The sequence below is a fragment of the Faecalicatena faecalis genome, from assembly GCF_012524165.2.
In the GTDB taxonomy this organism is placed as follows: Bacteria; Bacillota; Clostridia; order Lachnospirales; family Lachnospiraceae; genus Faecalicatena_A; species Faecalicatena_A faecalis.
Map to the genome: position 1 here is coordinate 1 of NZ_JABACJ020000021.1, position 13,668 is coordinate 13,668.

A 13,668-nucleotide genomic window follows, 5' to 3' on the forward strand; every position below is an offset into this window, starting at 1 on the left:
CCACCCCCCCGTCAAAAACAAACAAACCCCCCCCGCCCCCGCGGCACCCGGGGCCCGCGGTGGCGGGGGGGGGGCGCCGCGGCGCCCGCGGCCGGGGAGATACGAGGTGTGCAGGTCTCTGTCCGGGGCGCATATGCCGTTTTTTCGGGCTTGTCGTTCGCTGAGAGGCACTAAATGGTCCAGAACCGGATTTTGCGGAAATTGAGGGATTCACCGAGTTTTCTTGATGAAAACTCGGCTCAGCCCTCAATGGAATTTGATGTTGAACATCAAATTCCATCCGCAAAATCTGGTTCTGGGCCATTAAGTGCCTCTAGGCTTACTTTTATGCCCGAGTAAAACGGCATATGCGCTCCGGACAGGGACCTGCACACATCGTATCTCCCCGCCAGCTGGGCTCATCCGGTCAGGAGAGAAGCTCGTTACGGGGGTTTTTGGGCGTGGGCGGCGGATGGAATTGATGGGGGGAGATGGTTTGGGACGGGGGGAGTAGGGAAAGGGGAATTGGGGGGCGGAATCAGAGACTTTTGGGTTGGGGGGAGAGTTTTATTCCTGCGTTCGTGACGAGGCTAAAGCTCGTCACTGGGGTGTCACTGGGAAAATTTGTTCTTGACAAATCTTTATCTTTTATTATAATTTCTGTGTAAGCAAAGGCGCTTCAGGAATACCTGGAGTGCCTCTTTTTTTATGTCTGTTGGGCATCTTGTAATCCATGCGCTTACGGGCGGGGAGTGGTGAGGCTGCTGAATAATGTATGATTTTATGCAGATAAGTCTTTGAGGCAGGATGTGCAGTGTGGTGTACGGGCGACAGGTGGGCACGATGGTGGTGTGGTTGTCTGAGGCTCAGGAGGACGATGAGGGGAAAATTTTTCGAGGTAAGAAATGGAGGATAGGGAATAAATGGCGGAAATAAAAGAGGAATGTGGTGTGTTTGGGATATATGATCTGGACGGGGGGAATGTGGTTCCTTCGATTTATTATGGACTGACTTCGCTGCAGCACAGGGGGCAGGAATCCTGTGGGCTGGCAGTTTCCAGGACTGCGGGGAAGAGGGGGAATGTGCAGTTTTATAAGGATCTGGGACTGGTGAGTGAGGTTCTGCGTGAAGATACGGTACGCAGTATGGAAGGGGATATCGGGATCGGGCATGTCCGTTATTCTACGACAGGGGCTTCGGTGGCGGAAAATGCGCAGCCGCTGGTGCTTTCTTATGTGAAGGGGACGCTGGCGCTTGCGCACAACGGGAATCTGATCAATACGCCGCAGTTAAAGTGGGAGCTGATCCAGAATGGGGCTGTCTTTCATACGACGACAGATTCGGAGGTCATAGCTTTTCACATTGCAAGGGAGCGGGTCCATTCCAGAACGGTGGAGGAGGCTGTGTTAAAGACGGCCCAGAAAATAAGGGGCGGCTATGGACTGGTCATTATGAGTCCGAGGAAGCTGATCGGGGTGAGGGACCCTTATGGCTTAAAGCCGCTGTGTCTTGGAAAGCGGGGAAATGCATATGTGCTGGCATCCGAGAGCTGTGCGCTTGCCTCTGTGGGGGCGGCGTTTGTGCGGGATATTGAACCGGGGGAGATTCTGACGATTACGAAGGATGGACTGAAATCGGATAAGACGCTTGCAATAAAACAGCATGCCCACTGTGTGTTTGAGTATATTTATTTTGCCAGGCTCGACAGTACCATGGACGGGGTGAACGTCTATGAGGCCAGGCTGCGGGGAGGAAAATCTCTGGCAAAATCTTATCCGGTGGAGGCGGATCTGGTCACGGGTGTACCGGAATCCGGGATTCCAGCGGCAAAAGGGTATTCCGAGGAATCTGGCATTCCATTCGGCCTGGCTTTTTATAAGAACAGCTATATCGGAAGAACGTTTATCAAGCCGACTCAGGAAGAACGGGAATCCAGTGTACAGTTGAAGCTGAGTGTCCTAAAGCCTGTGGTCAGGGGAAAACGGATTGTACTTGTAGATGACTCAATTGTCAGAGGAACGACGATCACGAATCTGATTCATATGCTAAAGGAGGCAGGTGCAAAAGAGGTACATGTGAGGATCAGTTCCCCGCCGTTTCTCTATCCCTGCTATTTCGGGACAGACGTTCCATCCAATGACCAGCTGATAGCGGCAAGTCACAGCAGTGAGGAAATCTGCAGGATGATAGGGGCAGATTCCCTGGGATATATGCAGAGCAGTTATTTGGAAGGGATGGTAAAAGGGCTGCCTCTTTGCAAGGCATGTTTCGATGGAAAGTATCCCATGGAGATTCCTGATCAGACTGAGGAATATATGGATCTTTAAAGGAGACAGATCAAGAGAGAAGAAGCACGGGAACCCGTAGGCGGGTAGAAGAAACAGAGGAGGAAACCATACATGGCAGTAAAATATGTGTTTGTTACAGGCGGAGTCGTCTCCGGCCTGGGAAAGGGGATCACGGCAGCATCCCTGGGACGTCTGCTGAAGGCAAGAGGGTATCAGGTGACGATGCAGAAATTCGACCCCTATATTAATATCGATCCAGGAACCATGAATCCGATCCAGCACGGGGAAGTCTTTGTCACTGAGGATGGCACGGAGACAGACCTGGACCTGGGGCATTATGAACGGTTTATCGATGAGAACCTGGATAAAAATTCTAACGTCACGACGGGGAAGATCTACTGGTCTGTCCTGCAGAAGGAGCGGCATGGAGATTTCGGGGGAGGGACTGTACAGGTCATTCCTCATATTACCAATGAGATCAAAAGCCGTTTTTACAGGGAAGAGTTTTCAAAGGAGGAGAGGATCGCAATTATCGAGATCGGGGGGACAGTGGGAGATATCGAGAGCCAGCCATTTCTCGAATCCATCCGGCAGTTCCAGCAGGATGTAGGGAGAGAGAATGCCATATTGATCCATGTGACCCTGATTCCGTATTTAAAAGCATCCGGGGAAATGAAGACAAAGCCTACCCAGGCGAGTGTGAAACAGCTTCAGGCAATGGGGATCCAGCCGGATGTCCTGGTATGCCGCAGCGAATATCCGGTGACGGACAGTTTAAAAGAAAAAATTGCGCTGTTCTGCAATGTGCCCGTCAGCCATGTGCTGCAGAATCTGGATGTAGAATATCTGTACGAGGCACCCCTCGCTATGGAACGGGAAAAGCTTGCGGAGGTTGTACTGGAGTGCCTGCACCTTCAGAACCATGAGCCGGATTTGAGTGACTGGGAATCCATGGTGGAGAACTTAAAGAATCCTGATAAGAGCGTCACGATTGCCATCGTGGGAAAATACATCCAGCTTCATGATGCCTATTTAAGCGTGGTTGAGGCGTTGAAACACGGCGGGATTTTCTGTAAGGCAAAGGTAGAGCTTTTGTGGGTGGATTCCGAGGAACTCACTGAAAAGAATCTGGATCAGAAGCTTTACAGCGCAGACGGCATTCTTGTTCCCGGAGGGTTTGGAAACAGAGGGACAGAAGGTATGGTACTGGCTGCCCACTATGCCCGGACCCATAAGATTCCATATCTGGGAATCTGTCTGGGAATGCAGATGGCAATCGTGGAGTTTGCCCGATATGTTCTCGGGTATGAGGATGCCAACAGCATTGAGCTGGACCCCGGAACCAGGCATCCGATGATCGCACTGATGCCGGACCAGGAGCAGGTCGAGGACTTAGGCGGCACGCTCCGCCTGGGAAGCTACCCCTGTGTGCTGGAGGAAGGCTCCAGGGCTTATCAGCTATTTGGAGAGAAAACAATCAGGGAACGGCACAGACACCGTTATGAGGTGAACAATACATTTCGCGGTGAATTAAAAGAAAATGGGCTGAATATCGTGGGAACCTCCCCTGACGGCCGCATTGTGGAAATGGTGGAGGGAGCCGGGCATCCGTTTTTCATCGGGACCCAGGCACACCCGGAATTCAAGTCCCGGCCAAACCATGCACACCCGCTGTTTCGTGGTTTTATCCAGGCAGCAGTGGAAAAGGCAGGAGAAGAAGGCAGGAAAGAGAAAGAAGAACGGGAATAAGAAAGGAGAAGGAGATGAAAGAAGTGGAAAGACATAAGAGTGGACTTTACTGTCCCCAGTTTGAGCATGACAATTGTGGAATCGGTGCGGTGGTGAATATCAAAGGCAAAAAGAGCCATGAGACGGTAGCGGATGCACTGAAAATCGTAGAAAATCTGGAGCACCGTGCAGGAAAGGATGCGGAAGGAAAGACAGGTGATGGTGTAGGAATCCTTCTCCAGATTTCCCATAAATTTTTCAAAAAAGCCTGTCAGAAGGCAGGTTTCGAAGTCGGAGAGGAGAGGGAGTACGGGATTGCACAGCTTTTCTTCCCACAGCACGAAATCAAACGTGCCCAGGCGAAAAAGATGTTTGAGATCATTATTCAGAAGGAAGGTCTTGAACTTCTGGGATGGCGCAGCGTTCCGGTCAGACCGGAGGTGCTGGGGCACAAGGCGAGAGAATGCATGCCGTGCATCATGCAGGCATTTATCAAAAAACCGGAGGAACTGGATCAGGGTCTGGATTTTGACCGGAAATTATATATCGCACGGCGTGAATTTGAGCAGAGTAATGACAATACCTATGTGGTGTCCATGAGCAGCAGGACCATTGTATATAAGGGAATGTTTCTGGTAGGGCAGCTTCGGACCTTTTTTGAAGATCTGCAGAATGGGGACTATGAATCCGCCATCGCCCTGGTGCATTCCAGATTCAGCACCAATACCAATCCGAGCTGGGAGCGGGCTCATCCGAACCGCTTTATGGTACATAACGGGGAGATCAACACGATCCGTGGAAATGCAGACAAGATGCTTGCAAGAGAAGAGAACATGGAATCCCCTTATCTTGCAGGAGAGCTTCACAAGGTCCTTCCAGTAGTGAACCGGGACGGTTCAGACTCCTCCATGCTTGACAATACGCTGGAATTCCTTGTGATGAGCGGAATGGAACTGCCTCTGGCCGTCATGATCACCATACCTGAACCATGGGCCAACAACGAAACGATTTCCCAGGAAAAGCGGGACTTTTACCAGTACTATGCAACCATGATGGAGCCATGGGACGGTCCGGCCTCCATCCTGTTCTCAGACGGTGATGTGATGGGAGCAGTACTCGACCGCAATGGACTCCGACCGTCCAGATATTACATCACCTCTGATGGAAATATGATTCTTTCCTCAGAAGTAGGGGTCCTGCCTGTACCGGAAGAAAAAATCGTATTAAAGGAGCGCCTGCATCCAGGAAAAATGCTGCTTGTAGATACCATCCGGGGAAAAGTGATCGATGACAATGAGTTAAAGGAAAGTTATGCGAAGAAGCAGCCTTACGGCGAATGGCTTGACAGTCATCTTCTGCAGCTTAAGGATATCAGGATTCCGAACCAGCGCCCTGTTGAATATACACAGGAGCAGCGTGCAAGACTCCAGAAGGCATTTGGCTATACCTACGAGCAGTACCGCACTTCTATCCGGAATATGGCACTAAATGGTGCGGAGAGCATCAGCGCCATGGGTGCGGACATACCGCTTGCTGTATTATCCGGGGAGCACCGCCCGCTGTTCGACTATTTCAAACAGCTGTTCGCACAGGTTACCAATCCGCCTATCGATGCGATCCGTGAGGAGATTGTTACATGCACAAGTGTATACGTGGGAAAAGAAGGAAATCTGCTTGAGCAGAAACCGGAAAACTGTCAGGTGTTAAAAATCAACAATCCGATCCTGACCAATACGGACATGCTGAAAATCAAGAATATGCAGCACAAGGGCTTCAAGACGGCGGTTGTCTCCACGTTGTACTATAAAAGTACAAAACTGGAACGTGCCATTGACAGGCTGTTTGTGGAGGTGGATAAAGTGTTTCGGGAGGGAGCAGATATTCTGGTCCTTTCTGACCGGGGAGTGGATGAGAACCATATGGCTATTCCATCTCTGCTTGCGGTCTCTGCGGTACACCAGCACCTGGTGAAAACAAAGAAAAGTACATCGCTTGCTATTATTTTGGAGTCCGGGGAACCAAGAGAGGTCCATCATTTTGCCGCTCTTCTGGGCTATGGTGCGAGTGCAGTCAATCCGTATCTGGCGCAGGAGACGATCCGGGAACTGATCGATAATAATATGCTGGATAAGGACTATTATGCAGCAGTGAATGACTATAATCAGGCGGTCATCAGCGGAATCGTAAAGATTGCATCCAAGATGGGAATTTCTACGATCCAGTCCTACCAGGGGTCCCAGATTTTTGAGGCAGTCGGTATCTCTTCGGAAGTCATTGACCGCTATTTTACAGGCACAGTCAGCCGGATCGAAGGAATTACGCTGGAAGATATCGAGGACGATGTAGAACGCCTGCATTCCCAGGCATTCGACCCGCTCGGACTGAGTACGGAACTCACACTGGACAGCGTGGGTGTACATAAAATGAGAAGCCAGGGAGAAAAACACCGCTACCATCCGCAGACCATCCATCTTCTCCAGGAATCCACAAAACGGGGGGATTATGAGATGTTCAAGGAGTATACCAAACTCATTGACCAGGAGAACGGCGGAAATCTGCGGGGGCTGATGGAATTTAGATATGCAGAAAATCCAATCCCACTGGAGGAAGTGGAGAGCGTGGATGAGATTGTGAAGCGCTTCAAGACCGGGGCGATGTCCTATGGTTCCATCTCCCAGGAAGCCCATGAAACTCTGGCAGTCGCGATGAACCGTCTCCATGGAAAGTCCAATACCGGAGAAGGCGGGGAGAGCGAGGAACGTCTGGATTCTGCAGGCAGTGCACTGGACCGCTGTTCTGCGATCAAGCAGGTGGCAAGCGGGCGTTTTGGCGTGACCAGCCGTTATCTTGTCTCTGCCCGGGAGATTCAGATCAAGATGGCGCAGGGGGCAAAACCAGGAGAGGGAGGACATCTGCCTGGCAAAAAGGTATACCCATGGATTGCGAAGACCCGCTATTCCACACCGGGAGTCAGCCTGATTTCTCCGCCGCCGCACCATGACATCTATTCCATTGAAGATCTGGCACAGTTGATCTATGACCTGAAAAATGCGAATAAATATGCGGACATTTCTGTGAAGCTGGTGTCTGAGGCTGGCGTAGGAACGGTTGCAGCAGGTGTTGCCAAGGCCGGTGCACAGACCATCCTCATATCCGGCTATGACGGTGGAACAGGCGCCGCCCCCAGAAGCTCCATCCACAATGCCGGGCTGCCGTGGGAGCTTGGGCTTGCAGAGACGCATCAGACCCTGTTGAAGAACGGTCTGAGGAACCGGGTACGGATCGAGACGGACGGAAAGCTGATGAGCGGACGGGATGTGGCGGTCGCAGCGCTGTTAGGTGCAGAGGAATTTGGGTTTGCTACGGCTCCGCTTGTGACTATGGGCTGCGTGATGATGCGTGTATGTAATCAGGATACCTGTCCTGTTGGAATTGCCACGCAGAATCCTGAACTGAGGAAAAGATTCCGCGGGAAACCGGAATATGTGGAAAACTTCATGCGTTTTATCGCACAGGAGCTTCGGGAATATATGGCACGTCTGGGGGTACGCACCATCGATGAGATGACAGGACGTACAGACCTGCTAATGCCATCACAGGTGGCAGGCCAGCCTCATAAGGGAAAGGTAGACTTAAGCGCCATTCTGGATCATCCCTATGGGGCCGGAAACGCAAAGGTTACATTTAATCCAGGGGAAGAGTATCATTTTGGCCTGGAAAATACACTGGATGAAAAGGTGCTCTTGAAGAAATGTAAAAAGGCACTGACGCAGGGGGAAAAGACAGAACTGTCTGTTGAGGTGACGAATACGGACCGTACTTTTGGAACGCTGCTTGGCTCTGAGATTACCCGGCTTCATCAGAAAGGACTTCCAGAGGATACCATCATTGTGAACTGTACAGGTGCAGGCGGCCAGAGCTTTGGCGCATTTATCCCGGCCGGGCTGACCTTAAAGCTGGAGGGAGACAGTAATGACTATTTCGGAAAAGGGCTGTCCGGCGGAAAGCTGATTGTCCGTACCCCGAAAAAAGCATCCTATAAGCCAGAGGAAAATATCATTGTGGGAAATGTAGCCCTTTATGGAGCAACCAGCGGCTGCGCATTTATCGGCGGTGTGGCAGGCGAACGTTTTGCCGTGCGTAACTCCGGTGCGAACGCAGTAGTAGAAGGAGTGGGCGAACACGGCTGTGAGTACATGACAGGCGGCCGGGTGGTTGTTCTTGGAAAGACCGGAAAGAACTTTGCTGCTGGAATGAGCGGCGGTGCGGCCTATGTTCTGGACATGGAGAACGAACTTTATAAAAATGTGAATAAAGCGATGATTTCCATCGAAACGGTGGAAAACAAATATGATAAAAAAGAACTTTACGATCTGATTGATGCCCATGTGAAAGCCACGGGTTCTGAATTGGGAGAAAAGATACTGGCTGATTTTGAAGAATATCTTCCGAGATTTAAGAAACTGATTCCGAACGAGTATAAGAAGATGCTCATTTTGAGTGCAAAACTGGAGGAAAAGGGGCTGAATACCGAGCAGGCACAGATGGAAGCATTTTATGAAAGTATCGGAGTGAAACATGAAGGAGGAGACCATGGGAAAACCAACAGGATTTTTAGAGTATGAAAGAGAGACGGCGTGTGTTCTGCCGCCCAAAGTCAGGATTCAGAATTTTAAAGAATTTAAAATCCCTCTGAACAGGGAAAAACAAAAGCAGCAGGGGGCAAGGTGCATGGCCTGCGGAGTTCCTTTTTGCCAGTCAGGGATGATGATCGGCGGGATGGCATCCGGCTGTCCGCTTCACAACCTGGTGCCGGAGACCAATGACCTGGTCTATACAGGCAACTGGAAACAGGCGTATCTCAGGCTGATCAAGACGAACAGTTTCCCGGAATTCACCTCCCGTGTCTGTCCGGCGTTGTGCGAAGCCGCCTGTACCTGTAATCTGGATGGGGAAGCTGTGTCTACAAAAGAGAATGAGAGAGCAATCATTGAGACTGCTTTTGAACAGGGCTGGGTCGTACCGAAGATTCCGAAGGTGCGTACCGGAAAAAGCGTTGCCGTTATAGGAAGCGGTCCTGCCGGGCTTGCAGCTGCACAGCAGCTCAACAGGAGAGGACACAGCGTCACAGTGTTTGAGAGAAGCGACCAGATCGGCGGTCTCTTACGCTATGGAATCCCGAATATGAAGCTGGAAAAGTCTGTGGTGGACAGAAGAGTCCGTCTGATGGAAGAAGAGGGCGTGAACTTTGTGACTGGTACAAATATCGGTGTAGACATCCGGGCAGAGGAGCTTATGAAAAAGTTTGACAGAGTCATCCTCGCCTGCGGTGCATCAAAGCCCAGAGACATTCAGGTGCCGGGAAGAGAATCCGAAGGGATTTACTTCGCAGTAGATTTTTTAAGCCGCGTAACGAAAAAACTCCAGGACTCCAATTTTGAGAAGATTCCTTATGAACTTGCAAAAGGAAAGCATGTCATTGTAATTGGGGGCGGAGACACAGGAAATGACTGTGTGGGAACTGCCATCCGGCTCGGTGCCGCGTCCGTGACCCAGCTTGAGATGATGCCCAAGCCCCCACAGGAGCGTGCCAGTGACAATCCGTGGCCGCAGTGGCCGAAGGTACTCAAGACGGATTACGGTCAGGAAGAAGCGATTGCAGTATTCGGGCATGATCCGAGAATTTACCAGACAACAGTGGCAGAGTTTATCCCGGATAAAAAGGGACACGTAAGCAAAGCAAAGCTGATCAGGCTGAAAAGCGAAACTGACAAGAAAACCGGCAGAAAAATGATGGTGCCGCAGGAAGGGACAGAAGAAGTCGTAAAAGCCGATCTGGTGCTGATCGCTGCCGGATTCACAGGCAGTGAAAAATATGTGACAGATGCCTTTGGCGTAGAGGTGGATGAGCGCAGTAATGTGAGGACAAAGGACGGAGAATACGAGACGTTCGTCTCACGTATCTTCACGGCAGGAGATATGAGAAGAGGGCAGTCCCTTGTTGTATGGGCCATCCGCGAAGGAAGAGAAGCGGCCCGGGCGGTGGATGAATCGCTGATGGGGTATACGAATTTATAGGTAACTATTCAGCCATGCGGGGATATTTGTACAGCGTTCAGCCAAAGCGAGATGAAGCGGTCTTTGCGGAATCGAGCTTAATGGCTGAATAGTTACGTTTATAATAAAAAAAGGATTGACATGGCTTCATCAGTGTTTTATAATACCTGCATGAACAAAGGCGTTCTTTTGAGAGGTTTTCCTGTCAGAAGTGCGCCTTTTCTTAATAAGCGAAACTTTATCAGGTGAATACATTGAGGATCGATAAGGAGAATATTATGGGGAATTATACCACAGAAGAAATTTTACGCATGGCAGAGGAGGAAGACGTGGAATTCATCCGTCTGCAGTTTACCGATATGTTCGGTACTCTGAAAAATATTGCTATAACAGCTCGTGAGCTTGAGCGTGCGCTGAATCATGAGTATCTTATAGACTGTTCCTTTATTGCGGGGATATCAGGGGAGAGAGAACCGGATATGTACCTGCGCCCGGACCTGGATACATTCAGTGTGCTTCCATGGCGGCCGCAGCAGGGGAAGGTGGCAAGGCTTCTCTGTGATATCTGCCGCCCCGATGGCACACCTTATCTGGGCAGCAGCAGATATATCCTGAAGAAGACCGTGGATGCTGCACTGGCTGATGGGTATACCTGTTATGTTGACCCGGAATGTGAGTTCTTCCTGTTCCATACGGATGACAACGGAATGCCGACCACAGTGACCCACGAGCAGGCGGGATACCTGGATATCAGTCCGCTGGACCTGGGGGAAAATGCGAGACGGGATATGGTCCTTACTCTGGAGGACATGGGATATGAAGTGGAATCCTCCCACCATGAGACGGCACCTGCCCAGCACGAGATCGATTTTAAGTATGGGGAAGTCAGGAAAATGGCAGACTGTCTTATGACCTTTAAAATGGCAGTCAGAATCATTGCCAAGCGGCATGGACTGCACGCGACCTTTATGCCGAAGCCGAAGAAAGAGGCGAACGGTTCCGGGATGCATCTACATTTTTCTCTGTTTAAAAATGGACGGAACATTTTCCAGGATCAGGAAAACCCGGAGAAGTTAAGTGATGAGGCTTATTACTTTGCAGGCGGGCTTCTGGCCCACAGCAAAGAGATGGCGCTGATCACGAATCCACTTGTGAATTCCTATAAGCGTCTGGTGCCCGGATATGAAGCACCTACGAAGCTTACCTGGACGAAGAACAACCAGGATTCGCTGGTGCGGATTTCGGACCCGCGGGGGGATGAGACGAGGATTGAACTGCGCAGCCCGGATCCGTCGGCAAATCCGTACCTTGTATTTGCAGTCTGCCTGGCAGCAGGACTTGATGGTATCCGTAAGAAGCTTAAGCCAGTCGAGGCTTCTGACAGCCTTGGTTTTGAAGAAGGGCAAAAAGGAGAGGATCTTGGGAAGCTTCCTGAAAATCTGAAAGAAGCGATAACCTTGTTCGAGGAAAGCAGCTGGATAAAGGAAATCCTGGGCAGAGAATTCTGTGAAGAGTATGCCGCGGCAAAGAAAAAAGAGTGGATGAGGTATACAACAGAGATTACGAAATGGGAGCTTGAGGAGTACCTTTACCGTATATAAATGGGGCAAAAGAGGAGTGGCATTTTATGAGCAGCATTGTGATTGCACTACCCAAAATAGAAGATGGGAAGAAAATCCGTACGATTTTAAGCAGGTACGGTTTTCCTGCGGCCTCTGTCTGCAGCACAGGTTCCCATGCACTGGCAAAGATGTCCGAACTGGACTGCGGGATTCTGATCTGCGGTTACCGTCTCTGCGATATGTCTTACAGTGAGCTGGCAGACTGCCTGCCGGACTATTTTGAACTTCTGCTCCTTGCGTCCTCCAGAGTCATAAATGATATGCCCCAGTCAGTCCTGTCACTGGAAATGCCGCTGAAAGCCAGAGATCTTGTGAACACGGTGGATATGATGCTCAACCAGATCGAACGCAGGCAGCGCAGGAGAAAGAAAAAGCCAAAGGCGCGTTCGGCAAAGGAGCAGAATTATATTTCCAATGCCAAAATGCTTTTGATGCAGAGAAATCATTTGAGCGAGGAGGAGGCATTCCGCTATATCCAGAAATCCAGTATGAATTCGGGGACGAACATGGTGGAGACAGCTCAGATGGTACTGATGCTCATGCTTGATGAAATTGAATAATTGGTTTTGGTTACAAGGGCGTAACCTGAATATCCAATCCTGGCATACCTGGATTTTTTCGGGTATGCCAGTTTTTTTTATAAATGGAGGAAAAAAACATGGAATTTATAGATGGAACATGGGAAAAGGAGACGTGCGGATGGGACGTCTTAATGTCGGAGAAGATGCTGGGAAGGGAAGTCTGCGTGGACGGTGCCATTCACAGCATCAGGAATATGGGGGATGTGGCATTTATTATTCTGCGGAAAAAGGAAGGGCTGTTTCAGTGTGTGCTTGAAAAGAAGGAGACAGATCTTTCCATCCATCAGATCAGGGAGGCTATGACAGTCAGGGTAAAAGGCGTACTTCTCAAGGAAGAGCGTGCTCCTCACAACAGAGAACTGTGCATCTGTAAGCTGGAAATATTATCTGTTCCGGCAGAACCGCTCCCAATTGCGATCGATAAATGGAAACTGAACACCTCACTGGAAGCAAAGCTGGATTACCGCACCGTTTCCCTGCGCAACGTGCGGGAGCGTTCAAAGTTTAAAATCCAGGAGGCGCTTGCAAGGGCATTTCGGGACTATCTTTACGGCCAGGGATTTACAGAAATACACACACCGAAGATTGGTTCCAAAGGAGCGGAGGGCGGTGCAAATGTCTTCAAGCTTGCATATTTCCACAAACCGGCGGTGCTGGCACAAAGCCCTCAGTTTTACAAGCAGATGATGACAGGGGTTTTCGACAGAGTATTTGAGACCGGACCCGTATTCAGGGCAGAAAAGCACAACACAAAGCGGCATCTGAACGAATATACGAGCCTGGATTTTGAGATGGGCTATATTGACAGCTTTGAGGAAATCATGGCGATGGAGACAGGATTCCTCAAATATGCGATGGAGCTGCTTGAAAAAGATTATGAGAAGGAACTTTCTATCTTGAAGATAAAGCTGCCGGATGTCTCCAGAATTCCAGCGGTGCGGTTTGACACGGCCAAGGAGCTGGCAGCTGAGAAATATCACCGGAAGATCAGGAACCCCTATGATCTGGAACCGGAGGAAGAGAGCCTGATCGGCAGGTATTTTAAGGAAGAGTATGGATCTGATTTTGTATTCGTGACACATTATCCTTCTAAAAAGCGTCCCTTTTATGCAATGGATGATCCTGAGGATGAGAGGTATACTTTAAGTTTTGATCTTTTGTTTCGGGGTCTGGAAATCACCACCGGGGGACAGAGAATCCATGACTATGAGACTCTCAGGAAAAAGATTGCGGACAGGGGAATGTCAGAGGAGGGAATGGAGCAGTATCTGGATACCTTTAAATATGGTATGCCTCCTCACGGAGGGCTGGGAATCGGACTGGAGCGTCTGACCATGCAGCTTATCGGCGAGGACAACGTAAAAGAGACCTGCCTGTTCCCACGGTATATGAACCGGCTGGAGCCATAGCAGA

The 13,668-nt window shown here is 50.2% G+C and carries 7 protein-coding genes; all 7 read left to right on the forward strand.

Annotated features, from left to right (window positions below):
* The first annotated feature begins 902 nt into the window (after nt 1-902).
* Nucleotides 903-2,306, forward strand: coding sequence for an amidophosphoribosyltransferase (gene purF, locus HGO97_RS17785; protein ID WP_216244275.1), 1,404 nt, complete (start codon nt 903-905; stop codon nt 2,304-2,306).
* A 72-nt stretch (nt 2,307-2,378) separates the two neighbouring features.
* Nucleotides 2,379-4,016 (forward strand): CTP synthase, encoded by a 1,638-nt coding sequence (locus HGO97_RS17790; protein WP_216244276.1) that lies wholly within the window; start codon nt 2,379-2,381, stop codon nt 4,014-4,016.
* A 14-nt stretch (nt 4,017-4,030) separates the two neighbouring features.
* Nucleotides 4,031-8,620: a glutamate synthase large subunit gene (gene gltB, locus HGO97_RS17795; protein WP_216244277.1), complete on the forward strand. Its 4,590-nt coding sequence runs from the start codon at nt 4,031-4,033 to the stop codon at nt 8,618-8,620.
* The gene (locus HGO97_RS17800; RefSeq protein WP_216244278.1) at nt 8,589-10,073 is read left to right on the forward strand and encodes a glutamate synthase subunit beta; all 1,485 of its coding nucleotides are present in this window, start codon (nt 8,589-8,591) and stop codon (nt 10,071-10,073) included. Before gltB ends, HGO97_RS17800 begins: the two co-directional genes overlap by 32 nt.
* Nucleotides 10,074-10,330: 257 nt before the next feature.
* Nucleotides 10,331-11,653 (forward strand): type I glutamate--ammonia ligase, encoded by a 1,323-nt coding sequence (gene glnA, locus HGO97_RS17805; protein WP_216244279.1) that lies wholly within the window; start codon nt 10,331-10,333, stop codon nt 11,651-11,653.
* A 26-nt stretch (nt 11,654-11,679) separates the two neighbouring features.
* Entirely contained in the window at nt 11,680-12,234 is a 555-nt protein-coding gene (locus HGO97_RS17810; protein WP_216244280.1) for an ANTAR domain-containing response regulator, read from the forward strand.
* 98 nt (nt 12,235-12,332) lie between these two features.
* Complete coding sequence (aspS, locus tag HGO97_RS17815; RefSeq protein ID WP_216244281.1) at nt 12,333-13,664, forward strand: aspartate--tRNA(Asn) ligase; 1,332 nt, start codon at nt 12,333-12,335, stop codon at nt 13,662-13,664.
* Nucleotides 13,665-13,668: the final 4 nt, after the last annotated feature.